The 26998-nt window shown below is 61.5% G+C and carries 22 protein-coding genes; 9 read left to right on the forward strand and 13 right to left on the reverse strand.

Going from position 1 to position 26998, the window contains the following annotated elements:
• The first annotated feature begins 149 nt into the window (after positions 1-149).
• The 5 genes from epd to fba all read left to right on the forward strand — a co-directional run bounded on the left by epd (position 150) and on the right by fba (position 4372).
• Complete coding sequence (gene epd / locus F7R20_RS24685; RefSeq protein WP_003206392.1) at positions 150-1205, forward strand: erythrose-4-phosphate dehydrogenase; 1056 nt, start codon at positions 150-152, stop codon at positions 1203-1205.
• A gap of 24 nt (positions 1206-1229) precedes the next feature.
• Positions 1230-2393 carry a phosphoglycerate kinase gene (locus F7R20_RS24690; RefSeq protein ID WP_003206391.1) on the forward strand — a complete coding sequence of 388 codons (1164 nt, stop codon included), beginning with the start codon at positions 1230-1232 and terminating at the stop codon, positions 2391-2393.
• Positions 2394-2424: 31 nt separating this feature from the next.
• The gene (locus F7R20_RS24695) at positions 2425-2649 is read left to right on the forward strand and encodes a flagellar basal body L-ring protein FlgH (RefSeq protein ID WP_003206389.1); all 225 of its coding nucleotides are present in this window, start codon (positions 2425-2427) and stop codon (positions 2647-2649) included.
• A gap of 56 nt (positions 2650-2705) precedes the next feature.
• Positions 2706-3038, forward strand: coding sequence for an MliC family protein (locus F7R20_RS24700; protein ID WP_003206388.1), 333 nt, complete (start codon positions 2706-2708; stop codon positions 3036-3038).
• A gap of 269 nt (positions 3039-3307) precedes the next feature.
• Positions 3308-4372 (forward strand): class II fructose-bisphosphate aldolase, encoded by a 1065-nt coding sequence (gene fba, locus F7R20_RS24710; RefSeq protein WP_003177554.1) that lies wholly within the window; start codon positions 3308-3310, stop codon positions 4370-4372.
• A 965-nt stretch (positions 4373-5337) separates the two neighbouring features.
• On the opposite strand, the gene F7R20_RS24725 is transcribed toward fba, so the two are convergent.
• The 4 genes from F7R20_RS24725 to F7R20_RS24740 all read right to left on the reverse strand — a co-directional run bounded on the left by F7R20_RS24725 (position 5338) and on the right by F7R20_RS24740 (position 8699).
• Positions 5338-5622 carry a hypothetical protein gene (locus F7R20_RS24725; protein ID WP_003206386.1) on the reverse strand — a complete coding sequence of 95 codons (285 nt, stop codon included), beginning with the start codon at positions 5620-5622 and terminating at the stop codon, positions 5338-5340.
• 459 nt (positions 5623-6081) lie between these two features.
• The gene (locus tag F7R20_RS24730; RefSeq protein WP_003206385.1) at positions 6082-6750 is read right to left on the reverse strand and encodes a polysaccharide lyase family 7 protein; all 669 of its coding nucleotides are present in this window, start codon (positions 6748-6750) and stop codon (positions 6082-6084) included.
• A gap of 329 nt (positions 6751-7079) precedes the next feature.
• The gene (locus tag F7R20_RS24735) at positions 7080-7751 is read right to left on the reverse strand and encodes a polysaccharide lyase family 7 protein (RefSeq protein ID WP_033028157.1); all 672 of its coding nucleotides are present in this window, start codon (positions 7749-7751) and stop codon (positions 7080-7082) included.
• Positions 7752-8033: 282 nt separating this feature from the next.
• On the reverse strand, positions 8034-8699 hold the full coding sequence (locus F7R20_RS24740; RefSeq protein ID WP_003206381.1) for a polysaccharide lyase family 7 protein: 666 nt from the start codon (positions 8697-8699) through the stop codon (positions 8034-8036).
• 324 nt (positions 8700-9023) lie between these two features.
• Here F7R20_RS24740 and F7R20_RS24745 point away from each other — a divergent pair, with 324 nt between their 5' ends.
• Genes F7R20_RS24745 through F7R20_RS24755 form a run of 3 tightly spaced genes read left to right on the forward strand, consistent with a single transcriptional unit; the run spans position 9024 to position 11994 of the window.
• Complete coding sequence (locus F7R20_RS24745) at positions 9024-11147, forward strand: putative bifunctional diguanylate cyclase/phosphodiesterase (RefSeq protein WP_003206379.1); 2124 nt, start codon at positions 9024-9026, stop codon at positions 11145-11147.
• A 42-nt stretch (positions 11148-11189) separates the two neighbouring features.
• Entirely contained in the window at positions 11190-11693 is a 504-nt protein-coding gene (locus F7R20_RS24750; protein WP_003206376.1) for a M48 metallopeptidase family protein, read from the forward strand.
• Positions 11694-11697: 4 nt separating this feature from the next.
• Entirely contained in the window at positions 11698-11994 is a 297-nt protein-coding gene (locus F7R20_RS24755) for a winged helix-turn-helix domain-containing protein (protein WP_003206375.1), read from the forward strand.
• Between the two features lie 107 nt (positions 11995-12101).
• Here F7R20_RS24755 and F7R20_RS24760 read toward each other — a convergent pair whose 3' ends face one another.
• Complete coding sequence (locus F7R20_RS24760) at positions 12102-12554, reverse strand: GNAT family N-acetyltransferase (RefSeq protein WP_003206373.1); 453 nt, start codon at positions 12552-12554, stop codon at positions 12102-12104.
• A 261-nt stretch (positions 12555-12815) separates the two neighbouring features.
• On the opposite strand from F7R20_RS24760, the gene F7R20_RS24765 reads away from it, so the two are divergent.
• Positions 12816-13553, forward strand: coding sequence for a substrate-binding periplasmic protein (locus F7R20_RS24765; protein WP_003206372.1), 738 nt, complete (start codon positions 12816-12818; stop codon positions 13551-13553).
• 63 nt (positions 13554-13616) lie between these two features.
• Here F7R20_RS24765 and yccS read toward each other — a convergent pair whose 3' ends face one another.
• From yccS to betB, 8 genes are all read right to left on the reverse strand, one after another.
• Positions 13617-15800, reverse strand: coding sequence for a YccS family putative transporter (gene yccS / locus F7R20_RS24770; RefSeq protein WP_003206370.1), 2184 nt, complete (start codon positions 15798-15800; stop codon positions 13617-13619).
• Between the two features lie 234 nt (positions 15801-16034).
• Positions 16035-17213: a BaiN/RdsA family NAD(P)/FAD-dependent oxidoreductase gene (locus F7R20_RS24775; RefSeq protein WP_003206369.1), complete on the reverse strand. Its 1179-nt coding sequence runs from the start codon at positions 17211-17213 to the stop codon at positions 16035-16037.
• A 179-nt stretch (positions 17214-17392) separates the two neighbouring features.
• Entirely contained in the window at positions 17393-18730 is a 1338-nt protein-coding gene (gene dbpA, locus F7R20_RS24785; RefSeq protein ID WP_230494465.1) for an ATP-dependent RNA helicase DbpA, read from the reverse strand.
• Between the two features lie 337 nt (positions 18731-19067).
• On the reverse strand, positions 19068-20534 hold the full coding sequence (gene mdtD / locus F7R20_RS24790; RefSeq protein ID WP_114731509.1) for a multidrug transporter subunit MdtD: 1467 nt from the start codon (positions 20532-20534) through the stop codon (positions 19068-19070).
• Between the two features lie 70 nt (positions 20535-20604).
• Positions 20605-21942 (reverse strand): TldD/PmbA family protein, encoded by a 1338-nt coding sequence (locus F7R20_RS24795; protein WP_003206366.1) that lies wholly within the window; start codon positions 21940-21942, stop codon positions 20605-20607.
• Position 21943: 1 nt separating this feature from the next.
• On the reverse strand, positions 21944-23386 hold the full coding sequence (locus F7R20_RS24800) for a TldD/PmbA family protein (protein WP_003206365.1): 1443 nt from the start codon (positions 23384-23386) through the stop codon (positions 21944-21946).
• A gap of 231 nt (positions 23387-23617) precedes the next feature.
• Positions 23618-25321: a choline dehydrogenase gene (gene betA, locus F7R20_RS24805; RefSeq protein WP_003206363.1), complete on the reverse strand. Its 1704-nt coding sequence runs from the start codon at positions 25319-25321 to the stop codon at positions 23618-23620.
• Between the two features lie 147 nt (positions 25322-25468).
• Entirely contained in the window at positions 25469-26941 is a 1473-nt protein-coding gene (gene betB, locus F7R20_RS24810) for a betaine-aldehyde dehydrogenase (RefSeq protein WP_003206360.1), read from the reverse strand.
• Between the last annotated feature and the right edge of the window lie 57 nt (positions 26942-26998).

The following is a 26998-nucleotide window of genomic DNA, read 5'->3' on the forward strand; positions in this document are numbered from 1 at the left end:
CTGACGCTATCGCGGGCAAGCCTTGCTCCCACAGGATGTGCATACCCCCACTGGGAAAGTGCCAGTCTGTGGGAGCAAGGCTTGCCCGCGATGACTGCGGAACATTCAGCGCTGTACTCCATGGATTCACTCTGGTCAGAGAACCCCCCATGCCCCAACCGCGTCCCTACAAAGTTGCACTCAACGGCTACGGCCGGATAGGTCGTTGCGTCTTGCGTGCGTTGTTCGAGCGAGGGGCCAAGGCTGGTTTCGAAATTGTGGCGATCAATGATCTGGCCGACATGGCCAGCATCGAATACCTGACACGCTTTGACTCCACCCACGGCCGGTTCCCCGGCGAAGTGCGGGTCGAGGGCGATTGTCTGCATATCAATGGCGACTGCGTGAAGGTCCTGCGCAGTGCCACCCCCGAAGGCATCGACTGGGCGTCCCTGGACGTCGATCTGGTGCTCGAATGCTCCGGCGCCTACCACACCCGCGAAGACGGCCAGCGTTTTCTCGCTGCCGGCGCGCCACGGGTGCTGTTCTCCCAGCCAATGGCCAGTGAAGTGGACGTGGACGCCACTATCGTCTATGGCGTGAACCAGGATTGCCTGACCGGCGAAGAGCTGCTGGTGTCCAACGCGTCCTGCACCACCAACTGCGGCGTGCCGCTGTTGCGCCTGCTGGACCAAGCCATTGGCCTGGAATATGTGTCGATCACCACCATTCACTCGGCGATGAACGACCAGCCGGTGATCGACGCCTACCATCATGAGGACTTGCGCCGCACCCGTTCGGCGTTCCAATCGGTGATTCCGGTGTCCACTGGTCTGGCGCGCGGCATCGAACGGCTGTTGCCGGAACTTGCGGGGCGAATTCAGGCCAAAGCCGTGCGGGTGCCGACGGTCAACGTGTCCTGCCTCGACATTACGATGCAGACCGTGAGCGATACCGACGCCACCGAGGTCAACCGGATCCTGCGCGAAGCCGCCACCAACGGTCCGCTCAAAGGCCTTCTGGCCTACACCGAGTTGCCTCATGCCAGTTGTGATTTTAACCATGACCCACATTCGGCCATCGTCGATGCCAGCCAGACCCGTGTTTCCGGGCCGCGGCTTGTGAACATCCTGGCCTGGTTCGACAACGAATGGGGGTTTGCCAACCGAATGCTGGACGTTGCCGAGCATTACCTGCAAACCGCTTCTAAAAAACCTGCTCTCTAAACAGTTACCCAGGAATTGCGACCCATGACCGTGTTGAAGATGTCCGACCTCGATCTGCAAGGTAAGCGCGTACTGATCCGCGAAGACCTCAACGTCCCCGTCAAGGACGGTGTTGTCACCAGCGACGCGCGTATCCTGGCTTCGCTGCCGACCATCAAGCTGGCCCTGGAAAAAGGTGCGGCCGTGATGGTCTGCTCCCACCTGGGCCGTCCGACCGAAGGCGAGTTCTCGGCGGAAAACAGCCTCAAGCCTGTGGCCGATTACCTGAGCCGTGCCCTGGGCCGCGAAGTGCCATTGGTCGCTGACTACCTGGGCGGCGTGGACGTGAAGGCCGGCGATGTCGTGCTGTTCGAAAACGTGCGCTTCAACAAGGGCGAGAAAAAGAACGCTGACGAACTGGCCCAGCAATACGCCGCCCTGTGCGACGTGTTCGTGATGGACGCTTTCGGCACCGCCCACCGCGCCGAGGGTTCGACCCATGGCGTGGCGAAGTTCGCCAAAGTCGCTGCCGCAGGCCCGTTGCTGGCTGCCGAGCTGGACGCACTGGGCAAGGCCCTGGGCTCCCCGGCCCAGCCGATGGCTGCCATCGTCGCCGGCTCCAAGGTCTCCACCAAGCTGGACGTGCTCAACAGTCTGAGCCAGGTCTGCAACCAGTTGATCGTCGGTGGCGGCATCGCCAACACGTTCCTCGCCGCTGCGGGTCACCCGGTCGGCAAATCCCTGTACGAACCGGATCTGCTGGATACCGCCCGGGAAATCGCCGCCAAGGTCAGCGTACCGTTGCCGGTGGACGTGGTCGTGGCCAAGGAATTCGCTGAAAGCGCCACCGCCACCGTCAAGCTGATCGATGACGTAGCCGAGGACGACATGATCCTCGACATCGGCCCGCAAACCGCAGCCAACTTCGCCGAACTGCTGAAATCTTCCAAGACCATACTGTGGAATGGCCCGGTCGGCGTGTTCGAGTTCGACCAGTTCGGCAACGGCACCAAGGTGCTGGCCCAGGCCATCGCCGACAGCGCTGCGTTCTCCATCGCCGGTGGTGGCGACACCCTGGCCGCGATCGACAAATATGGCGTGGCCGAGCAGATATCCTACATTTCTACCGGTGGCGGCGCATTTCTCGAGTTCGTCGAAGGCAAGGTGTTGCCTGCCGTGGAAGTCCTGGAAAGCCGGGCCAAGGCCTGAAGCTGCATTGACCAGGCAAAGGAGTGTTCTGATGGTCAAGACGATCCCGTTGCTGTTGGCGGCGACTATGCTGGTGGCCTGCTCAAGCGGCCCGCAGGCTCCGGCCCCGCAACCCGGCACGTCGGCGCCTGAAGACGGCTGTTATCAGGCCGACTGGCAGGCCGAGACCAACCCGGTGCTGAACAAGCGTTCCGGACCGGACGGCCTGGACAAATACGAGACGCAAACCCCGACCAAGGAACATGGTTGTCCTTGACGGGTCTGACTCTTAACTCATGGCTGGCGGCGTGTGCCGTCAGTCGAGGAACACGGATGAAAGGCTTGATCGCCGTCGTGGCGTTGGCATTGCTGGGCGGTTGTGCGCAGTTGGACTTTTTGCACACGTCCGAACCTGTTGAAGGTTGGACGACCTGGACCTGTGACAGCGAGGCCAAAGTGCTCTGGCGCTACACCGACACCGCCCACAAGGAAGTCGATGTTCGCCTGGGCGGCGCCGATAAGGTTTATCGCCTCAAGCTTGAGCCGGGTGCTGAAGGTTCACTGTACAGCGATGACATGCTGGCGTTTCACGTCAAGGGTGAGGAAGGCCTGGTGTATTGGGTCGCCACCAATGATTTGATTGGGCGTGGCTGCAAGGCCGAGTGACAAGATTGATCCACACGGATCCAGAGGCTGGAACAGAACCAATGTGGGAGCGAGCTTGCTCGCGATAGCGGTGTATCAGGCGACAGTGATGTTGCATGTGCCGCCCTCATCGCGAGCAAGCTCGCGCCCACAGGGATTGCGTCAGTATCTGGGTTTAGCGATACCGAACACGCAGCTCGGGCCGACCCCCGATCCGCAATGACTTGAATAGCCGCCGCCGCTCCGGCAGGCTGGCACGATTAACGACCCTCGACCGGGAGAGAGACACAATGGCACTTATCAGCATGCGTCAGATGCTGGACCACGCAGCCGAGTTCGGCTACGGCGTTCCAGCCTTTAACGTCAACAACCTTGAGCAGATGCGCGCCATCATGGAAGCCGCTGACAAGACTGACTCTCCGGTGATCGTCCAGGCTTCGGCCGGTGCCCGCAAATACGCCGGCGCGCCGTTCCTGCGTCACCTGATCCTGGCTGCGATCGAAGAGTTCCCGCACATCCCGGTGTGCATGCACCAGGACCACGGCACCAGCCCGGACGTCTGCCAGCGCTCCATCCAGCTGGGTTTCAGCTCGGTGATGATGGACGGTTCCCTCGGCGAAGACGGCAAGACCCCGACCGACTACGAATACAACGTACGCGTCACCCAACAGACCGTCGCCATGGCCCACGCCTGCGGCGTGTCGGTGGAAGGCGAACTGGGTTGCCTGGGTTCGTTGGAAACCGGCATGGCTGGTGAAGAAGACGGTATCGGCGCCGAAGGCGTGCTGGACCACAGCCAGATGCTGACCGATCCGGAAGAAGCCGCGGACTTCGTCAAGAAGACCCAGGTCGACGCCCTGGCCATCGCCATCGGCACCAGCCACGGCGCCTACAAGTTCACCAAGCCGCCAACCGGCGACGTGCTGGCGATCGACCGCATCAAGGAAATCCACAAGCGCATCCCCAACACCCACTTGGTGATGCACGGTTCTTCCTCGGTTCCACAAGAGTGGCTGGCGATCATCAACCAGTACGGTGGCGACATCAAAGAGACCTACGGCGTGCCGGTTGAAGAAATCGTCGAAGGTATCAAGTACGGCGTGCGCAAGGTCAACATCGATACCGATCTGCGCCTGGCTTCTACTGGTGCGATGCGTCGTTTGATGGCGACCAATCCGAGCGAGTTTGATCCGCGTAAGTTCTTCGGTGCGACCGTGACTGCGATGCGTGATGTGTGTATTGCGCGTTATGAGGCGTTTGGTACTGCGGGTAATGCTTCCAAGATCAAGCCGATCTCTCTGGAGGCTATGTATCAGCGGTATCTGAAAGGTGAGTTGAACGCTAAGGTCAACTGAGGCTTTAGCGTTGTGAGAAAACCCGCAGTGATGCGGGTTTTTTTATGTTTGGGATTTGGGTGTATATCCGTTTTTTGGGTGACGGCGGCTTATGGTTCCGCCCTTACAGCGGTTCACTTTTGGAAGAGCGCTGTACGGACCGGACACATGGTTGACGGGGCGCCTGAGATCAACGTCCATCGCGAGGCGGCCTGACAGCCGACCTGGCTCTTGCGGTTGTACACCTGTCAGATCTGTGGGAGCAAAGCTTGCTCGCGAAGACAGTGGCACATCCAGCGCTGATGCAAGCTGATCGATCGCTATCGCGAGCAAGCTTTGCTCCCACAGGTCCTGCTCAAACAGATCTGATGGGTGTACGACCGGGAGAGCCAGGTCGGCTGTGAGGCCGCCTCGCGAGCAAGCTTTGCTCCCACAGGTCCTGCTCAAACAGATCTGATTGATGTACGACCGGGAGAACCAGGTCGGCTGTCAGGCCGCCTCGCGAGCAAGCTTTGCTCCCACAGGTCCTGCTCAAACAGATCTGATGGGTGTGCGACCGGGAGAGCCAGGTCGGCTACTAGGCCGCCTCGGAAAGGTTCTTGAACTCGGCGCCCCGTTAACCACGCTGGCCGAACGCAGGCATTGTGGAGTGGGCAACCCGGCATGGATGCCGGGTTAGCCGCGCTGGGCCATGGATGGCCCTTCGCGGCGGGCCCACGGAGCAATGCCTTCGTTCAGGCATGACGAGCCTGGGCGAGGCACCAAGTGGTGGGGCAGGAGCGTTTTGGTTACTTTCGACTGGGCCGGCTTCCGGGCTTTTCGAAAGTGACTCGCCGTAAGGGCGAAACCATAAGCGGCCGTTGCAAAGAAAACGGATATACACACAGATCCTGATAGCGCTGTGTCAGCCAACATCCCTATCACTGACCCAGCGCTATCGCGAGCAAGCTCGCTCCCACAGGGGATCATCTCCCACCGGGAGGGCTTTATTGGTCTTCGAGCCCACGCTGTTCAATGACGCCGAACACGTCGGTGACATCCTGAACCAGGATCCGAGCAACATTGGTGAGGGTATTGAAGTCGCTGGCGGCCGAATCGCGCAGGGTGGCGCAGGCCATGAGCGTCAGGTAATCGAGGGTCGCATGCAGGCGTTCGCTGGCGCAGGCGTGAAGCTCTGTTAGCGGGGCAGTCTTGTCAATGAACGGCACAGGTTGTGTGGTGGCGATCGGGGTCAAGGGCGTAAAGCGGTTAATCGATTGATGCGTGGTCATAGATGAAATTCCCTATAGAAAAAGAATTGCCACCTTTTTTGCTGCGAAACAAAGTGGGTGGCAGCTACGCGCGGGTTCGCAGACCGAGAATGACCAAACCCGGCAGACCCAAAGGCCTCCCACGCGCAACCGCCATAAAATGAATGTCGGCAATTTTGCCTGAGTTTTCATTTTGCGGTGCAAAGTCATTGTTCTCTGTCGGGCTGCGAAACCCTTGCCCACTGACCAAAGCCAGCAGACAAGCCGAACTATAGAGGAGATTTTCGAAGCCAAAATCGACCTGTAGGACGCCCACAACCCCCTGTGGCGAGGGAGCTTGCTCCCGCTCGGGGGCGTAGCCGCCGTAAAGTCGGCACATGCGGTGGGACTGACGGAAAGAGGGGGCTGCTTCACGCCCAACGGGGATAAATCCCCTCGCCACAAGAGGGGGTTTCCTACGAGATTATCGGAAGTGAAATTTCAGGTGTTGTGATCGATATCCAGCACGCTGAACGTCACTTTCCCGCCTTCACTGGTGTAGCCAGTGTTGTCCTGCACGTACACCCCAGCCTTGAAGTACAACGGCTTGACCCGCCAGGTGGAGCTGATGGTGGTGTACCAACTGCGGCCCGCCGCAGTAATGCCCAGGTCGCCGGTACGATCAAGGTGGATCCGGTAACTGAAGGACTGATTGAGTTTCACGCCGGAGGCGACGGTGATGACCCGGCCTTCGTCGTCATCGGGACGCATGCGCACCTTGGCGACGATGTCCCCGGTGCTGGTGGCATCCTTGTATTGGTATTCCAACTTCACCAAGGGTTTGCTGCTGTCCTTGGCATGAATCTGACCGATCACGATCTTGCCGCTACTGGGTACCTGGCTGACGACCAGCTTTGCACGCAATTGGTTGTCGGCATCGGGGTACAGCCAGTTGCGCAAGGTGCCGTCTTTGTAGGTCTCACGCAATTCGCTGCGCGGGTAGATCGCGTTTTCAGTCTTGGTGCCGGTCACCGGTGACCAGAAATACACCGTGCTGCCTTCGGAGTTGAAATATTTGTCCTGGAACCCATCCACCAGCCGAGGGGTTTCGATGGTTTTCGGCGGACTGCCTTCGGGGATGCTCAGGTTCCAGGTTGCAAGATCGACCATGTTCGGATCCTTTCTGAGAAGAAGAAATGATTTACGCCACAGCCGGAGGCTCTAAGACGCGCTTTTGCTGAGGCCAGAAGGGGGTGCAGGCGAATGTTTGGCACGTTCGTCTGGCGGAGGGTTGGCGTCAACAGTCCGTCAGAGTTGCGTTTGTCGCTTTTGTGCCCGAGACAAACGACCGTTGGTCGACTATTCCGATTTTTTTCGGAACCTTGTGCGATGGCTATTTGACTCTTTCGCCACGCGCGGACAAAAAAACACCCTGAATGGGTGCTTCGAAGGTGGGTCGATAGCAGCGTTCCATGCTGCTAATGCGGGCGGGGGAGCGCTCAAAGGGTGGCGTGTTTGATTTCCAGCAGGCTGAACGTCACTTTGCCGCCTTCGGTGGTGTAGCCGGTGTTGTCCTGAACGTAGACGCCCGCTTTGAAATACAGCGGTTTGACCTTCCAGGTAGGGTCGACAGTGGTTCTCCAGTTGTAGCCTGCCGCACTGATGCCCAGTGCGCCCTTCGGGCTGAGGTGGATCATGTAGGTAAAGCTCTGGTTGAGCTTAACGCCGGTGGCGATGGTGATGACTTGACCGGTTTCGTCGTCGGGGCGGATGCGCACCTTGGCGACGATGTTGCCGGTGGAGCTGTAGGTTTTGTACTGGTACTCCAGTTTCACCATGGGGCTGGTGCTGTCTTTGGTGTGGATCTGACCGATCACGATCTTGCCGGAGCTGGGCACCTGGTTGACGCTGACGGCGGCACGCAGGGTGTTGTCCGCCGCCGGGTACAACCAGTTGCGCAGGGTGCCGTCGCTGTAGGTTTCGCGCAGTTCGCTGCGTGGGTAGATCGCGTTTGCGGTCTTGGTGCCGGTCACCGGCGCCCAGAAGAACAGCGTGCCGGTGTCGGAGTGGAAATATTCATCCTTGAACCCTTGGGTCAGCCGAGGCGTTTCGATGGTGGTGGCGGGGCTGCCTTCGGGAATGCTCAAGTTCCAAGTGTTGAGATCGATCATGGTCGGATCCTGCGTAACGGGCGTAAAAGTGCTGAGTACCAAAGCGGGAGGCTCTACTCCGAGCATTTGGAATGTGTTGATCACGCAGGAAGGGGTCTTTTTGAGTAACCATCCGGCGGATGTTTGACGTCAATTGACCGTCGAATATGTCAATTGCAGCATCTATGCCTGGATGGGTGACCGTTAGTCGGCAGTTTTGAGCTAGATCTGAACTATGGCGCATCGATAGTGTCGCGTTGGGCGGGCAGCATTCCGTTGCTGCCCTGGCGTCACGCAAAGCGCCTAGATGTGATCGATATCCAGCAGGCTGAACGTCACGGTTCCGCCTTCGGTGGGATAACCGGTGTTGTCCTGCACGTACACGCCCGCCTTGAAGTACAGCGGCTTGTCGCTCCAAGTGGAGCTGATGGGGGAGCTCCACTGGTAACCCGCGCCATTGATGGTCAGGACGCCTGCGGGGCTGAGATGGATCAGGTAAGAGAAGGATTGATTCAGTTTGATGCCCGTGGCGATGGTGATGACCTGGCCTGTTTCATCGTCCGGGCGCATGCGTACCTTGGCGACAATGTTGCCGGTGGAGCTGTAGGTTTTATATTGGTATTCCAGCTTCACCATGGGGCTGGTGCTGTCCTTGGCATGGATCTGACCAATCACGACCTTGCCGGTGCTGGGCACCTGGCTGACGGCCAGGGTGGCAGCCAGCTTGTTGTCCGCCGCTGGGTACAGCCAATTGCGCAAGGTGCCGTTGCTATAGGTTTCACGAAGTTCACTGCGCGGATAAATAGCATTAGTGGTCGTGGCGCCGGTTACCGGTGCCCAGAAAAAAACCGTGCCGGAATCGGAGTGGAAATACTGGTCCTGGAACCCTTGCACGAGTTGAGAGGTTTCGATGGTGGCCGGAGGGCTGCCTTCGGGGATGCTCAGGTTCCAGGTTGAGAGATCGATCATGGCGGGGATCCTATGTCACTCGATGAAAAAGCTGCACACCACAAAGCAAGGCTCTAGGCCGGTCTTTTCGGGGCGTACGGGTGAGCGACGGAAGAAACTGGCTGGCAACCCTTCGGCGGATGGCTGACGTCAATTGTCCGTCGAAGTTGTCTGTGCAGCTTTTGTGCCCGAGGAGGGTGACCGTTAGTCGGCTATTTCGGGCTTTGCCTGGATGATGGCGCGTTGACACCTACTGCTTTTCACAATCCCGGTCTAGAGTGAGGGGACAGTATTTGTCCGCTTTGCTACGTAAAAACGGACGTGGCGCCCGATAAGAGAAGCAGCATGGAATGCGCGCAACCACCGCTCGGCGAAGACAGCTCTGTCCTTTTGATTGTTGATGATTACCCTGAAAACCTGCTCAGCATGCGAGCCTTGTTGCAGCGTCAGGATTGGCAAGTCATGACCGCGTCCTCGGGGGTCGAGGCGCTTAACCTGCTGCTTGAACACGACATCGACCTGGTTCTGCTGGATGTGCAGATGCCGGACATGGACGGTTTCGAAGTGGCGCGCCTGATGCGCGGTAGCCAGCGCACGCGGCTCACGCCGATCATTTTCCTGACGGCCAACGAGCAATCCCAGGACGCGGTCATCAAGGGCTACGCCAGTGGCGCCGTGGATTACCTGTTCAAACCCTTCGATCCGCAAATCCTCAAGCCCAAGGTCCAGGCGCTGCTCGAGCACCAGCGCAATCGCCGGGCCTTGCAGCGCCTGAGCCAGGATCTCGAAGCGGCCAGGGCCTTCAATGCCTCGGTGCTGGACAACGCCGCCGAAGGCATCCTGGTGGTGGACGAGAATGGCTGTATCCGCTTCGCCAACCCCTCTACCTGCCGCTTGCTCAATGCCACCGCCGAGCAATTGCAGGGCATGCCGTTCCTGGATTTCCTGCAGAAACCGCATATCCCCGAGTGGCTCGATTCCGATATCCACAACGCCTATCGTCGGGGTGAAACCTGGCGATTGCATGACGCGGTCCTGCGCACGGCGCCCGGCCAGCAGGTGTCGGTGGCCTTGTCCTGTGCGCCGTTGCCGTCGGAGCAGAAGGCGATGGTGGTGACACTCCAGGACATGTCCGTGGTTCGCCACTTGCATCAGCAACTCGAATACCAGGCTGTCACGGACCCGCTGACCGGTTTGCTCAACCGCCGGGGGTTCTACCAGACCGCCGAAAACCTGTTGATGCGCAGCGAGCGCCTGGAAAGCAACTGGGTGTTGCTGTACCTGGACCTCGATGGCTTCAAGCGGGTCAATGACTCGCTGGGGCACGATGCCGGGGACCGGGTATTGCGCTGGGTGTCGGAACAGTTGAAGGCGTGCCTGCGTCCGTTCGATATCCTGGCGCGGCTGGGCGGGGACGAGTTCACCGCGCTGCTGGACCTGGAGTTCCCCGAGCAAGCGGCCAAGATCGCCGAGAAACTCATCGAGCGAGTCGCAATCTGCCAGCAGATCGAAGGCATGGATGTCGCACTGGGGGCCAGCATCGGCATCGCGACGTACCCGGATTGCGGCGCCAATCTCGATGGGTTGCTGCGGGCGTCCGACATCGCCATGTACGAAGCCAAGCGTGCCGGCCGCCAGCAATACCGTTTTTACGATCATGAAATGAACGGTCGAGCCCGTTCACGGCTGATGCTGGAAGAGAGCGTGCGCTCGGCCATCGAGAACCGCGATTTCAATATGGTCTACCAGCCGCAGGTAAGCATCATCGATGGGCGGATCCGCGGGTTCGAGGCGCTGTTGCGCTGGCAGCACCCCAGCGTCGGTGATGTTCCGCCGGGCCTGTTCCTGCCCTTGCTGGAAGAGGCGCGGTTGATCAGCCGGCTGGGCAGCTGGATTTATCATCGCAGCGCCGCCCAGCGCAAAGTCTGGGAACGCTTGTTCGCTGACGACCTGGTGTTGGGGGTGAGCCTGAGTAGCACCCAGTTCGGCATGCCCAACCTGGTGACCGAGTTGCGCCAGGTCTTGGAACGCCATGCCTTGAAGCCCCGGCAACTGGAGGTGGAGGTGACCGAGGATGCGCTGATGCGCAATCCCGATGAAACCCACAAGCAACTGCGACTGCTGCGTCACCTCGGAGTGCGGGTTGCATTGGATGACTTTGGTTCGGGGCCCTGTTCGCTGACGCATCTGCGTGACCTTGAGCTCGATACCCTCAAGCTCGACCGGCACTTGATCGCCCGCGTACCGGGATCGCCCCGGGATGCCGCGTTGGCCGCCTCGGTGATCGACCTGTGTGGACAATTGGGCTTGCGGGTGATCGCCGAAGGGGTGGAAACCCGCGAGCAATATGAGTGGCTGCAGGCCCATGGCTGTGAGTACGTGCAGGGGTTCCTCGTGGCGCGGCCCTTGATGGCCGAAGACACCGATGCCTTCGCCACGCCGTTCGACTGGAGCGCGGTGCAGGCTTGAATTCGCTACACTGGCGGCCTCTTGTGACTGTGTTGCCCCTTGATGACCGCGCTCAAATACCTCCAGGCCTACCCCGCCGCCCTGCAAGCCCAAGTGCAGCAATTGATCGCCCAGGACCGACTGGGCGATTACCTGCAACAGCGCTATCCGGGCCGACATCCGATCCAGAGCGACAAGGCCCTGTACGGTTATGCGCTGGACCTCAAGCAGCAGTACTTGCGTAACGCGCCAGCCATCGACAAGGTGCTGTTCGACAGTCGCCTGGACCTGACCCACCGCGCCCTCGGCCTGCATACCGCGGTGTCGCGGGTGCAGGGCGGCAAGCTCAAGGCCAAGAAGGAAATCCGCATCGCTGCGTTGTTCAAGGACGCGGCGCCCGAGTTCCTGAAGATGATCGTGGTGCACGAGTTGGCGCACTTCAAGGAGTCGGACCACAACAAGGCGTTCTACCAACTCTGCGAGCACATGCTGCCGGGGTATCACCAGTTGGAATTCGACCTGCGGGTGTACCTGACCTGGCGGGACCTGCAACCCCACAAGGAATGACCGAATGGATGTCAGCAAGACCAAGACCAGCTTCTACCGTCGCTTGTACGTGGCTTACCTGATCGACAGCGGTGTCGCCAGCAACGTCCCGGCCCTCACCGAGGCCACCGGCATGCCACGGCGCACTGCCCAGGACACCATCGCCGCGCTGGCTGACCTGGATATCGTTTGTGAGTTCGAGCAAGAGGACGGCGCTCGCAACCATGCCGGGCGGTATCGGATTCGCGATTGGGGGGCGATCGATCGGGGGTGGATCGAGGGGAATTTGCCGCGGATCAAGGCGGTGCTTGAGTATCCCTGAATATTGGCTTTGCCTGGGCTGACGCTGTCGCGAGCAAGCTCGCTCCCACATTTGATCGTTGTTCACTGAAGATCCCTGTGGGAGCGAGCTTGCTCGCGATGGCGCCCTCAGGGCCGATGCATGCCGATGTGCGGAATCCCATCCTCCATATACTCCACACCCACCACTTCAAACCCGTACCGCCCGTAATACCCCTGCAAATGCGCCTGGGCCGACAATGAGATCGACGTACCGGGCCAATATTTCTCGGCCTGCTTGAGCGCCTGTTCCATCAACGTGTGGCCCAGCCCCTGGCCGCGCGCTTGCGGCGCGATGATCACGCGCCCGATCACCACGTCACTGTTTTGCGAGTGCGGGTCGAGCAGGCGCAGGTAGGCCACCAGGTGGTTGTCCTGCCAGGCCATCAAATGGCACGTGTCGCCTTCAAGGTCCAGGCCGTCAACATCCGGGTAGGCGCAGTTCTGCTCGACAACGAACACTTCGGCACGCAATTTGAGGATGGCATACAGCTGTTCCTTGCTCAGGTCACTGTGATGTTTACAGACCCACTCGATATCCATTTTTTTGAATTTCCTGAAGAACCTGATGCCGATATTAAGCGTGCTTGGCCCGGAAGTCTCTTTCTCGGTCGACCGGAAAATCTGTGATAAATACCAAAATGCCATCATTCCTCTGTCGCGGCGTTGTCGTCTTTGTGTAATCTTCGTGACAGCGCTGCGCAGCGGTTCCAATGAGCTAATGTTAGGACCGGGTGTCTGAGGATGCCTGTTGAGTTTCGGCTAAAAACAAACCGGGCTTTGAACCCGTCAAGGACGTTTGGCATGCCGCGATTGCATCGAGCTCTTGCATTGATCGGGTTGTTGTTACTGAGCTACGAGGCCTGCGCGCAAAAGCTGCGTCTGGTCGCCGATGGCTGGCCACCCTTTACCGACTCCACGTTGATCAATGGTGGCCTGGCGACCGATATCGTCAGCACGGCCCTGGCACGGGCCGGCTATGCCTCGGACTTCGAACAGGTGCCCTGGGCCCGGGCGATGCTGGGCATCGGCGAGGGCCGCTATGACGTGCTGGTCAACGCCTGGTACAGCGAGGAGCGCACTCACATCGGCCAGTTCTCGGCCGAGTATCTGCTCAACCGTGTGCGCTTCATCAAGCGCAAGGACGAAGCGATCCAGTTTGACAGCCTGCAACAGCTGCGTGCCTATCCCATCGCCGTGGTTCGCGGCTACGCCTATTCCAAGGACTTCGACGAAGACCCGCAAATGCAAAAAGTCCCGGTGCATAACTTCGCGATGGCGGTGCGCATGCTGGCTGCCGATCGCGTGAAGTTGACCCTGGAAGACGAGTACGTCGCCCGCTATTACCTGGCCCGCGAATCCGCCAAGGTGCGTAACGCCGTGGAATTTTTGCCCAAGGCATTGAGTGAAAACAGCCTGCACATCCTGGTCAGCTTGAAGAACCCGGAGCATGAGCAGATCGTGGCGGGGTTTGACCGGGAGATCGCGGCGATGAAGGCGGATGGGAGTTACGCGCGGTTATTGAAAGCTCACGGGATGTAGGGTGCCCGGGCTGGCCTCATCGCGAGCTTGCTCGCGATGGCGACAGTGTAAACACCACAGCCCTCAAGCCTCGCTGGTGTCCTTGACCAAATGCGCCGCCAAGGTTCGCAACGGACCGAGCTGACGGCAGATCAACCCCAACTGTGTCTGCACCAACCGCTGGCCTTCGTCGATCTCATCGGGCATCTGCTCAAGCTCATTGGCCAGGGCCTCCTCCTCGTCGCTTTGGACCACAATCGGCGTTTTACTCGCCAGGCCCTGGGCGATTTCGTCGATGCTCGTCGCCAGCTTCACCCCCGCGCCATCGATCAGTTGCTCGCGTACCTGCGCCGGCAGTTCGGTGCCCCGGTGGGCGCCCAGGCCCGACAGGTAGCTGAGCAGGGTGTGGGACAACACCAGGAAGCGGAACCCAACATCGGCTTCCTTGCGGAAATGCCCCGGCTCCATCAGCATGTTGGCCAGCGTGGTGGACAACGCGGCATCGGCGTTGTGGGCGTTGCGTCGGGCCAGGCGATAGGCCAGGTCGTCGCTTTTGCCGGCGGCGTACTGCTGCATGATCTGCCGCAGGTAGATGCTGTTGCAGGTCAGCGTGTTGGCCAGCACCTTGTTCAGCCGTCGGCCCTGCCAGTCGGGCAAGAACAGGAAGACCGCAAGCCCGGCAATCAGGCTGCCGAGCAAGGTATCGAACAGCCGCGGCAACAGCAGCCCGTAGCCGTCGCCCACCTGGTTGAAGCAGAACAGCACCATGATGGTGATCGCCGCCGTCGCCAGGGTGTAGCGGGTCGTGCGGTTGGTAAAGAACACCACCCCGGCGGCAATGGCGAAGCTCGATTGCACCAGCGGGTTGGGAAACAGATCGAACAGCGCCCAGGCCACTGTCAGGCCGATGGCGGTGCCGATGATCCGCTGGCCGAGCTTGCGCCGGGTGGCGCCGTAGTTGGGTTGGCAGACGAACAGCGTGGTGAGGATGATCCAATAACCCTGGGACGGGTGGATCAGATGCACCATGGCGTAGCCCACGCTCAGTGCCAGGGGCAAGCGCAGGGCATGCCGGAACAGCAACGAAGTGGGCGTCAGCTGCGTGCGCAAGCGCAGCCAGACATCCTTGAGGTTGCGCGGCGAGCGGTCGAGCAGGCTGCTGTCGGTGGCGTCGGCCAGGGCGTCGGGGTTGCTGGCATCGCTGAGCAGGCGGTCCATGGTGGCAAGGTTCACCGACAGTGCCCGCAACGAACGCAGCAGGCCGCGCCAGGCCGGGTTGCTCTGGATACGCAGGTGTTCCAGGGACGCGTGCAGGTCGTTGAGGGCCTCGGCAAAGGTGGCGTCGTAGACGAACGGCTGGCGCAGTTGGATCGACTCGGCCAGTGCCTGGCAGGCCTTGCCTTGTTGACGCAGCAGGCGCTGGCAGCGGAACAGCACGTCGCTGTGGAAGAAGGCCTCGGCCAGGGCATTGTAGGGATAGTGAGAAGAGCTGGCGCGTTCGTGGATGTCCTGGGCCAGGAAGTACAGTTTCAGGTACCGGCTGACTTTCGAGCCGGGGCGGCCATTGCCCACGCGGTGCAGGATGATTTCCTTGGCACTGTTGAGCGCAGCGACCACCCGGCCGTTTTGCTGGGCCAGTTCCAGGCGGCGGGCTTCGACGTCCAGTTGGCGGATCGGCTCCAGGAGCGACGATTTGAGTTTCAGGTAGCGCCCCAGTTCGCGAAACAGCCGCGCCAGGCTTTGTTGCACCGGTTGGTTGGAAAACAACGCCTGCCACAACACCGACAGCAAGCCGTACCACGCGGCACCGGCGACCAGCAGCAGGGGTTCATGCCAGAAATCGTTGACTGCGCCGCCGCGCTGGTCCACGCCGATCATGGTGTAGACCGAAAGAATCAGCGTGCCCGAGGCGATGGCGCCATAGCGCTCACCCAGGGCGCCAAGCATGGTCAGGCCAAAGGCCGCCAGTGCCAGGGCGATGATGAACAGGATGGGGTAGGGGAACAGCAACTCCACCGACAACGCCGCGACGGTGAAGCACACCAGGGTCACGGCCAGCGCGTTGAGGCGGCCCTGCCAACTGTCGTCCGTCTCGGCCAGGGCGCTGGCGATGATGCCCAGGAACAAGGGAATCAGCAGCACCATTTCGTCCAGGTACCAGCACAGCCCCATGCTGCCGGTCAGGGCGATGAAGACCCGCACGCTATAACTGAACTTATCCAACGCCCAAAGGCGACGCAAAGACTGGCTAAACGAATTCGCTGACATGAAGTGCACGGGCCTGACGGGCAATGACGCTAAATTGAGGCAGTAATGACGCCGACGCAATGGCGGCGATCACATCTGACAGCAAAAAGTGTTCCGGGGTATACCCCGAACCCCTGTGGGAGCGAGCTTGCTCGCGATAGCGGTGTATCAGGCAATTCAATAGTGGCTGACACACCGCTTTCGCGAGCAAGCTCGCTCCCACAGGGTTATTGCCCGCATTCGAGTCGTGTCGGGTCAGACGTATTGCGCCGCCGCATACCCCGACGCCCACGCCCACTGGAAGTTGAACCCGCCCAGGTGCCCGGTGACGTCCAGCACTTCGCCGATGAAATACAGCCCGGGGCTTTTCAGCGATTCCATGGTCTTGGACGAGACTTCCCGAGTGTCGACGCCGCCCAGGGTGACTTCAGCGGTGCGGTAGCCTTCGGTGCCGGCGGGGACGACGTTCCAGCTCGCCAGTTTTTCGGCGATGTCTGCCAGCTCCGCATGGGTGTATTGCTTCATGGGTTTGGACACGAACCAGGTGTCCGCCAACAGGTTGGCCATTTTCTTGGTGAACAACTCGCCCAGCAACGTCTTGAGTTCGCTGTTGGGGCGTTCGGCCTGCTGCTGTTGCAGCCATTGCGGCACGTCGTGGTCGGGCAACAGGTTGATCTGCACCGTGTCCCCCGATTCCCAGAACGAGGAAATCTGCAGGATCGCCGGACCGCTCAGGCCGCGGTGGGTGAACAGGATGTTCTCGCGAAAGCTCTGGTCGTTGCAGCTCACCAGGCAATCCACCGACGTGCCCGAGAGTTCAGTACAGAGGGTCTTGAGCTGATCGGTGATGGTGAACGGCACCAGGCCGGCGCGGGTTGGCAGCAGTTCATGGCCAAACTGTTTTGCCACCTGATAGCCGAAACCGGTCGCCCCCAGGGTCGGGATCGACAGCCCGCCCGTGGCGATCACCAGGGACTGGCAGGCGAGGGCGCCGAGGGTGGTTTGCAGCAGGTAGCCGCTGTCGGTTCTTTCGATCTGCGTGATCGAGGTATCCAGGTGCAGGCTGACGCCGGCCTGGTCGCACTCATCCAACAGCAGGCCGAGGATGTCGCTGGACTTGTTATCGCAGAACAACTGGCCGAGCTTTTTCTCGTGATAGGGCACGCCGTGCTTGGCCACCAGGGCAATGAAATCCCACTGGGTGTAGCGGGCCAGGGCCGACTTGCAGAAGTGCGGGTTCTGCGAGAGGAAATTGCCTGGCTCGGTGTACATGTTGGTGAAATTGCAGCGCCCACCGCCCGACATGAGGATTTTCTTGCCGGCCTTGTTGGCGTGGTCCAGCAACATCACCTGCCGTCCGCGCGCGGCCGCGGTCAGCGCGCACATCAACCCCGCGGCGCCAGCGCCAATGATCACGACTTCGGTAGAGCGCAAAACGGTGTCCTCTCAGCTTTCCCACATAACTGAATGTGGGAGCGAGCTGTGTGGGAGCAAAGCTTGCTCGCGATCCAGGCGCTGCGGTCCTCAAGAGGCCGCGGCGTTTTCATCGCGGGCAAGCCTTGCTCCCACACAGCTCGCTCCCACAGTTTGATCTCTGTTCTTCAGGCGATCGGTTACAGGATCCGCACCCGCAACGAGCGGCCCTTGATCTTGCCATCGTTCAGGCGTTGCAGGGCCTGTTTGGCGATGCCGCGTTCCACTGCCACGTAGGCCTGGAAATCGAAGATCGCGATTTTGCCGACCTGGGTGCCGGGGATGCCGGCCTCGCCAGTCAGGGCGCCGAGGATGTCGCCGGGGCGGACTTTGTCCTTGCGCCCGGCACCGATGCACAGGGTGCTCATGGCCGGCAACAGCGGGCCACCACCTTGAGACTTGAGGTTGTCCAGTTGGTCCCAGCTCAGCGGCGACTTCTGCAGTTGCTCGATGGCCTGGGCGCGGTGGGCTTCGGATGGCGCCACCAGGCTGATGGCGATGCCTTTCTCCCCGGCGCGGCCAGTGCGGCCGACGCGGTGGATGTGGATTTCAGAGTCCCGGGCCAGTTCGACGTTGATCACCATGTCCAGGGCATCGATGTCCAGGCCGCGGGCCGCCACGTCGGTGGCCACCAGCACCGAGGTGCTGCGGTTGGCGAACATCGCCAGAACCTGGTCGCGGTCGCGCTGTTCCAGGTCACCGTGCAGGCCGACGGCCGAGATGCCCTTGGACGTCAGGTGATCGACGGTTTCCTGGACCTGCTGCTTGGTGAAGCAGAACGCCACGCAGGAGGCCGGGCGGAAATGCGCCAGGACCTTGACCACTGCGTCCATGCGTTCCTCGGGAGAGATCTCGTAGAAGCGCTGCTCGATCTGCGCGTCGGAGTGGAACGCCTCGGCCTTCACTTGCTGCGGGTTACGCATGAACTTGGACGACAGTTGCTTGATGCCCACCGGGTAGGTGGCGGAGAACAGCAGCGTCTGGCGGCGTTCCGGGGTCTGCTGGATGATGTCTTCGATGGCGTCGTAGAAACCCATGTCGAGCATGCGGTCGGCTTCGTCGAGGATCAGCGTGTTGAGGCCGTCCAGGACCAGCGAACCCTTGCGCAGGTGCTGCTGGATGCGTCCTGGCGTGCCGACGATGATGTGGGCGCCGTGTTCCAGGGAGGCGATCTGCGGGCCGAAGGACACACCGCCGCACAGGGTCAGGACCTTGATGTTGTCTTCGGCGCGGGCCAGGCGACGGATTTCCTTGGCGACCTGGTCGGCCAGCTCGCGGGTCGGGCACATCACCAGGGCCTGGCAGCCGAAGAAACGCGGGTTGATCGGGTTCAGCAGGCCGATGCCAAAGGCGGCGGTCTTGCCACTGCCGGTCTTGGCCTGGGCGATCAGGTCCATGCCCTTGAGGATCACCGGCAAGCTTTGCGCCTGGATCGGCGTCATCTGGGCATAACCGAGTGATTCGAGGTTAGCCAGCATGGCGGCGGACAGCGGCAAAGTATTAAAAGCGGTGGCAATGGTGGTCACGGGACTGGCCTGCAAAACAAAATGTCGCGCAGTGTAGCAGCCTCGTGCCACTTTCTTCGAAAGTTCTGGACGAGCTGTGAGGGCAGGGCCTGCCCTGGGGGGCTGGCAATTCCAGAAACTGTGGGAGCTCTGGAACTGTGGAACTGTGGAACTGTGGAACTGTGAAACGGTGAAACTGTGGGAGCAAAGCTTGCTCGCGATGCAGGCGACGCATTTCCCCCAGGAAAACCGAGTCGCCTGTATCGCGGGCAAGCCTTGCTCCCACAAAATCTCCAAGCCACGAAGCGACTTAGTGTTCGATATGCTCATCCGGGCGTTTCACCCGTCGCCCGTCTTCGCGTGACAACTGGGAAAAAATCGTCGCCGCCAGCATCGCCATGATCCCCACCGTGACGAACGTCAGTTGGAACGCCCCCAGTACGGTCTCCACCCCATCGTTACCCACCTGGGCGGTAAAGCCGCCGAGCAGGGCGCCGGCGCAGGCCACGCCGAGGCTCAGGGACAGTTGCGCCACCACCGACAGCAGGCTGTTGCCGCTGCTGGCGCTGGCGTCGTCCAGGTCGATCAGGGTCACGGTGTTCATCGCGGTGAATTGCAGCGAGTTGATCGCCCCCAGCACCGCCAGTTGCGCCAGCAGCAGCCAGTACGGCGTCTGTTCACTGACCAGGCCCATGCTCGCCAGCATCAGGCCCAGGGCCAGGGTGTTGCCGGTCAGGACGATGCGATAGCCCAGGCGTTCGATCAGCGGCCGGGCCACGGACTTGGCGACCATGGCCGCCGCCGCCAGGGGCAGCATGCTCATCCCGGCCTGGGACGGTGAATAGCCCAGGGCGACTTGCAGCAGCAACGGCACCAGGAATGGCAGCGCACCGCTGCCCAGGCGCGCGAACAGGTTGCCAAGAATGCCCACGGCGAAGGTCCGGGTCTTGAACAGTGACGGCGGGAACAGCGCGTTCTCGACGTGCCCGGCCCGCAGCCAATAGGCCGCCAGGCAGGCCATGCCGCCGAACAGCAGCAACATCACGCGCAGGTGCGGCAGGTGCAGTTCACCCAGACCTTCCATGGCGATGGTGATCAGCACCATCGCCGCGCCGAACAGCAGGAACCCCAACCCATCGAACCGCGTGCGCTCGCTGCCCCGCAGGTCGGGGATGAACTTCCACACGGCATAACAGCCGAGCACGCCCACCGGCAGGTTGATGATGAAGATCCAGTGCCAGGTCAGGTACTCGACCATCCAGCCGCCCATGGTCGGCCCGATCAGTGGGCCGAGCAGGCCTGGGATGGTGATGAAGCCCATGATCCGCACCAGTTCCGAGCGCGGATACGCCCGCAGCACCACCAGCCTGCCCACCGGCAGCATCAGCGCTCCACCGAGGCCCTGGATGACCCGGGCGCCGATCAGCATGCTCAACGAACTGGACAAGGCGCACAGCAACGAGCCGAAGCTGAACAGCAGGATTGCCCCGAAGAAAATCTTCTTGGTGCCGAAGCGGTCGGCGATCCAGCCCGAGGCCGGGATCAGCAACGCCACGGTGAGCATGTAGGCAATGATCACGCCCTGCATGCGCAGCGGGTTTTCCGCCAGATCACCGGCCATGGCGGGCAGGGCCGTGTTGAGGATGGTCCCGTCCAGGGACTGCATGAAGAAGGCAATCGCCACCACCCACGGAAGCCAGCGGGCGGTGACGGCGTCGAGCGGTGCACGGTTGGGCATGGGACCTCTTGTTTGTGTTCGGGTGTCTGTTGGCTTCATCGCGGGCAAGCCTTGCTCCCACATGTACGGCGTACATCCTGTGGGAGCAAGGCTTGCCTGCGATGCTTTTTTACAGCGTCAAGGTCAACCGCTTGACCAGCGCCCCCGGCAGCAACATCGAGGCCGTGGCCCGCTGGCTGTAGGTGCTGGCCGAGAGCAGCAGTTCCCGCTCTCGGGTCAAGCCTTCGAGTTGCGAGCCGAGCAGGCTGTAGACGCTGTCGTCGAAGCGCATGGTACTGACCGGCGCTACGATCTGGCCGTTCTCGACCCAGAACGTGGCGAAGCGGGTCATGCCGGTCAGGCGGGCGGCCGGTTGGTCCGAGTAGTTCAGGTACCAGAGGTTGCTGATGTATAGCCCGGTGCCAAGTTGTTCGAGGATGTATTTGTGCTCCAGTTGCCCGCCCTGCATGTCCAGCGCCGTGGGGTATTCGTAGCTGCTGGCGCCGTTGGCGGTGAGGCCGTATTCGGCGGCGCTGCGGGAGTTGACCAACTGCGCATTGGCCGTGCCCTTGGCGATCAGCCCCAGGTCATCGCGGGGATAACCTTCGTCGGAAAACGCCGGGCTCAAGGAACCGCTGACCTGCTCGCTCAGCCACACGTTGGGGCTCAAGCTTGCTTCGTTGGCGTAGAACTTCTGTAACGGGCTCTGCTTGCTGGCAATCGCCCGGGCCGAGAACCCGCCCCAACTGAGCATGCCCATGATCTCTTCCAGGGCGGCCGGTGCCAGGTAGGCGCGGTATTCGCCGGGCGGCAACGTGCGCAGCGGCAGGCCGAGAAATGCCAGCTGCTCGCGGGCCTGCTCGAAGCGCCGGGCAAACCCTTCGCTGCTCCACGCATGCCCGGCATAGCTGGCTTTTACCGCCTGGCCGTTTTCATGGAACAGGCTGAAATCGAAGTTGAAGCTGTTGGCCTGATGCCAGCCGAACGCTCCCGACGAACTGGCGAAACCGCGGCTGATGGGCCCGGCTGCATAGAACCCCACCAGGTCCAGGCCTTCGGCGGCGCGGGTGATTTGCGCCACGACCTGCTCGGTGTCCGGCAGCGGATGGTCCTGCACGTTATGGCTCTGCCAGTGGTTGTGGTTGAGCAACAGGTATGGATCGCGGGGCAGCAGCGGCAAGGTTTCGCGCAGTTGTTGCAGGCCATCGGACAGGCGTTGCAGATCGGTCTCGGTGTCGCCGGACAAGGTGATCTGCAAGTCGGCGTGACGCCCGTCGTCGATCAATTTGAAACTGACATTGGCCTGCTGCACCTGCCCGGCCTGACGCACCTTGGCGTGGTTGAAACGCACGAAGGCCGAGGACTCGGCGGCGTAACCCAAGGTGAACTGTTCCTGCTCATGCAGGGCATCGCGCAGCCAGTCGACCAATACCTTGAATGCCTCGGCCTGATTATTGACGGTGCTCATATCAGGCATCCCCTCCAAACACATCAACGTTGCTGAACACACAGGCCGGCGACGCATGGCCGACACGGATGACCTGGTTCGGTTCGCCCTTGCCACAGTTCGGCGTGCCCAGGACCCGGGAGGTACTGGCATCGCCCACGGCGCGCAGGCTCTTCCAGAATTGTGCGGAAATGCCGCGGTAATTGGGGTTCTTCACCACGCCCTTGAGCTCGCCGTTCTCGATCAACTGGCCCCACTCGCAGCCGAACTGGAATTTGTTGCGGGCGTCGTCGATGGACCAGGAGCGGTTGGTGCGCATCAGCACGCCGCGCTCGGTGCCCTGGATCAGTTGTTCCAGCGTCTGGTCGCCGGGTTCGATGTTCAGGTTCGCCATGCGGTCGATGGGCGGACGATTCCAGCCGCAGGCCCGGCTGTTGGCGACACCGTCCAGGCCAGCCCGGAACTGTGACAGCGCGCCGCCCAGTGGACGCAGCAACAGGCCTTCACGAATCAGGAACTGCTTGCTGGCGGCGCTGCCGTCATCGTCATGGCTGTAGCTCGCCAGCTCCTCGGGAATGTTCGGGTCGAAGGTCACGTTCAACAGGCTGGAGCCGTATTGCAGGTGGCCGAAATCGCTGGCCTTGACGAAGCTGGTGCCGGCGTAATTGCGTTCGTCCCCGAGGATGCGGTCCAGTTCCAGCGGGTGACCGATGGATTCGTGGATCTGCAACATCATCTGGTCGGGCATCAGCAGCAGGTCGCGGGGGCCTTGCGGGGTGTTCGGTGCCAGCAGCAATTGCAGGGCCTGGTCGGCGATTTTCAGCCCGGCGCCGATCAGGCCGCTGCGGCTGATCACATCGAAGCCGCCTTGCTGGCCGAAGTTTTCCCGGCCCAGGGTGCGGGTCTGGCTGTCGTTGCCGTCGAAGGCGGTGACTTCCAGGGCCGGGTAGATGAAGCGTTGGGCCTGGCGCAGTTCAGCGCCGGCACTGTTGAGGTAGATCTGCTCGACCTGGGTCAGGCCGATGCTGGCTTGCCAGTTCACCAGGCGCTCGTCCTGGGGCACTGCGGCTGACTCGTCGCCGAGCAATTGGTAACAATCGCTCAGTGGCGGGAAGGCCTGGTCGAAATTCGGCGAGAAGTAATCGGCGCGGTCGCTGGACACCGCTTGCTCACGCAGGTCCAGCAGGGCATGGGGCTTGAGCCCGCGAGCATGTTTCTCGGCGCGTTCCAGTGCCGCTTGCAGGCCGGCCTGGGACAGGTCGTTGGTAGCGGCATACGCCTCGACCCCGTTGACCCGCACGGTGAGCATCGCCCCTTCATCACGGCCCAGACTGGGCGGTTCGGCGACATTCTTGCGCACCGACAGGTGCTGGCCGGACTCGCGCACGTAACGCAGGGAAAAGAATTCAGCGCCCGTGCGCAAGGCAGCAAAACGCTGCTTGAGCTGGGGGTGGAAGTCGAACATGGAACCTCCTTGTCTGGAGTGGCGGTGCAGCGAGGTGCGGCGCGTTGACGCGGCGGCTCTAGATTAGGCCTGGGCGGGGGAGGGATCAAGGCAGATAGGCATTTGGGGTGTCAGGGTGGACGCTATCGCGAGCAGGCTCGCTCCCACAGTGGAACTTTGGTGGGCACAAAATCTGCGTCCACCACCAATCCCCTGTGGGGGTGAGCTTGCTCGCGATTGCGGTGCAGCGCCTTACTGGGCGGTAGGCCCCACTTCACGCATTGGCCTGCCACGCACCGGCGCATCGCCGGCCACGAAGTACGGTGCGGTGCTGCGTGGCAGAGGCTTGCGGCCGCGGATCTTGTCGGCGATTTTCTCTGCGATCATGATCGTCGGCGCGTTCAGGTTGCCGGTGGTGATGATCGGCATGATCGAGGCATCCACCACGCGCAACCCTTGCATGCCATGCACGCGGCCTTCGCCGTCCACCACCGCCATGTCGTCGGTGCCCATCTTGCACGAGCAGGACGGGTGGAACGCGGTTTCGGCATGTTCGCGAATGAACTGGTCCAACTGCTCGTCCGTCTGCACCTCGATGCCCGGGCTGATCTCGCGGCCACGGAACGGATCGAGCGCCGGCTGCTGCATGATCTCGCGGGTCAGGCGGATGCCATCGCGAAATTCCTGCCAGTCCTGCTCGGTCGCCATGTAGTTGAACAGGATGCTCGGGTGCTGGCGTGGGTCCTTGGACTTGGCCTGGATCCGGCCGCGGCTTGGCGAGCGCATGGAGCCCATGTGCGCCTGGAAACCGTGTTCCTTCACCCCGTTGCTGCCGTTGTAGTTAATCGCCACTGGCAGGAAGTGGTACTGGATGTTCGGCCAATCGAATTCTGGACGGGTGCGGATGAAACCACCGGCCTCGAACTGGTTGCTGGCGCCAATCCCGGTGCCGTTGAACAGCCACTCGGCACCGATGGCCGGCTGGTTGTACCAGAGCAGCGACGGATACAGGGAAACCGGTTGGGTGCAGGCGTATTGCAGGTACAGCTCCAAGTGGTCCTGCAGGTTTTCACCGACGCCTGGCAGATCGTGAACCACCGGGATGTCGAGGCTTTCCAGCAGCTTGGCTGGGCCGACACCGGAACGCTGGAGGATCTGCGGCGAGGCGATGGCGCCGGAGCACAGCAGCACTTCCTTGCGCGCCCGGGCTTCGACGCGCTCTTCGGCGGCGCCCACCAGGTAACGCACGCCGACCGCGCGTTTGCCTTCGAAGATGATCTTGTCGGTCAGGGCGTGAGTGACGATGGTCAGGGTCGAGCGCTTCTTGGCGATGTCCAGGTAACCGCGTGCGGTACTGGCCCGGCGGCCATTGGGCGTGACGGTACGGTCCATCGGGCCGAAACCTTCCTGCTGGTAGCCATTGAGGTCTTCGGTACGCGGGTAACCGGCCTGTACGCCGGCTTCGACCATGGCGTGGAACAGCGGGTTGTTGCCGGCCTTGGGCGTGGTCACGCTGACCGGGCCGTCGCCTCCGTGGTAGTCGTTCGGGCCGATGTCGCGGGTTTCGGCTTTACGGAAATACGGCAGGCAATCGAGGTAGGTCCAGTCTTCCAGGCCCGGCAGCTTGGCCCAGTTGTCATAGTCCAGGGCGTTGCCGCGGATGTAGCACATGCCGTTGATCAGCGAAGAACCGCCCAGGCCCTTGCCGCGACCGCATTCCATGCGGCGGCCATCCATGTGTGGCTCCGGGTCGGTCTCGTAGGCCCAGTTGTAGCGCCGGCCTTGCAGCGGGAACGCCAGGGCGGCGGGCATTTGCGTGCGGAAGTCCAAGCGATAGTCCGGGCCGCCGGCTTCGAGCAGCAGGACGGTGACGCCTTCGTCTTCGGTCAGGCGGGTAGCCAGGGTGTTACCGGCCGAACCGGCACCGATGATGATGTAATCGAATGTTTGGGACATGAAATGCACCCTCTTCTGGAATTGGGTTCAGGGTTGGCGAGTGCTTTGCACTCGATCGCGAGCAAGCTCGCTCCCACAGGAGATTTCATCCCAATGTGGGAGCGAGCTTGCTCGCGATGGCGGCCTGGCCGGCGAAGCAATGCCAGATCAGAACACCGACGTGTAATCGCCCAACTCGACCTGTACCGATTTGATGCGTGTGAAGTTGTTCAGCGAGCTGATGCCGTTCTCCCGGCCCACGCCCGATTGCTTGTAGCCACCGACCGGCATTTCAGCGGCCGACTCACCCCAGGCGTTGATCCAGCAGATACCGGCTTCGAGCTGGTGGATCACACGGTGGGCGCGGTTCAGGTCGCGAGTGACGACGCCAGCGGCCAGGCCGAAGTCGGTGTCGTTGGCGCGGCGGATCACTTCTTCTTCGGTGTCATAGGTGAGGATGCTCATCACCGGGCCGAAGATTTCTTCACGCACAATGGTCATCTCGTCGGTGCAATCGGTGAACACGGTCGGGGCGACGAACGCGCCCTTGGCCAATTCGCCGTCGGTCAGGCGACTGCCGCCGCACAGCAGGCGAGCGCCTTCGGCTTTGCCTTTCTCGATGTAGCCCAGCACGCTTTCCATGTGGGCGAAGCTCACCAGTGGGCCGAAGTTGGTATTTTCGTCCTCAGGATTACCGATGCGGATGCGTGCCACGCGCTCGGCGATCTTGGCTTCGAAGGCGGCCTTGAGGTGGCTCGGCACGAACACGCGGGTGCCGTTGGTGCAGACCTGACCGGAGCTGTAGAAGTTGGCCATCATCGCGGTGTCGGCGGCGCGATCCAGGTCGGCGTCGTCGAAGATGATCAGCGGCGACTTGCCGCCCAGTTCCATGGTCACGTCCTTGAGCGAAGAGCTCGAGGCGCTGGCCATGACTTTCTTGCCGGTGTCGGTGCCGCCGGTGAAGGAGATTTTTTCGATGCGCGGGTGCTCGGTCAGCCAGGTGCCGACTTCACGGCCGCTGCCGGTCAGGACGTTGAACACACCCGCTGGAACGCCGGCTTCGGTGTAGATCTCGGCCAGTTTCAGGGTGGTCAGCGAGGTGACTTCGCTCGGTTTGAAGATCATCGCGTTACCGGCTGCCAGGGCCGGGGCGGATTTCCACAGGGCGATCTGGATCGGGTAGTTCCACGCGCCGATACCGGCCACTACGCCCAGGGGCTCGCGACGGGTATAGACGAATGAAGTGGTGCGCAGCGGAACCTGCTCGCCTTCGATGGCAGGCACCAGGCCGGCGTAGTATTCCAGCACGTCGGCGCCAGTGACGATGTCGACGTAGCGGGTTTCGGAGTAGGCCTTGCCGGTGTCCAGGGTTTCCAGGGCGGCCAACTCATCGTTGCGCTCGCGCAGGATGTCGACGGCGCGACGCAGGATGCGCGAACGCTGCATGGCGGTCATGGCGGCCCAGACTTTCTGGCCCTTTTCGGCGCTGACCACGGCGCGCTCGACGTCCTCGAACGTCGCACGCTGCACTTGGGCAAGGACTTCACCGTTGGCAGGGTTGATGGCTTCGAAAGTGGCGTCGCCGCTGGCATCGCTGTACGCGCCATCGATGTAGAGTTTTTGCAGTTCGAAACGGGCCATAAAGTCCTCGCAAGTGCATAAGTGGTTGGCTGACCACCGGGCGTGTCGTTTATAGCT

It is taken from the genome of Pseudomonas brassicacearum subsp. brassicacearum, from assembly GCF_008801605.1.
Taxonomy (GTDB): Bacteria; Pseudomonadota; Gammaproteobacteria; order Pseudomonadales; family Pseudomonadaceae; genus Aquipseudomonas; species Aquipseudomonas brassicacearum.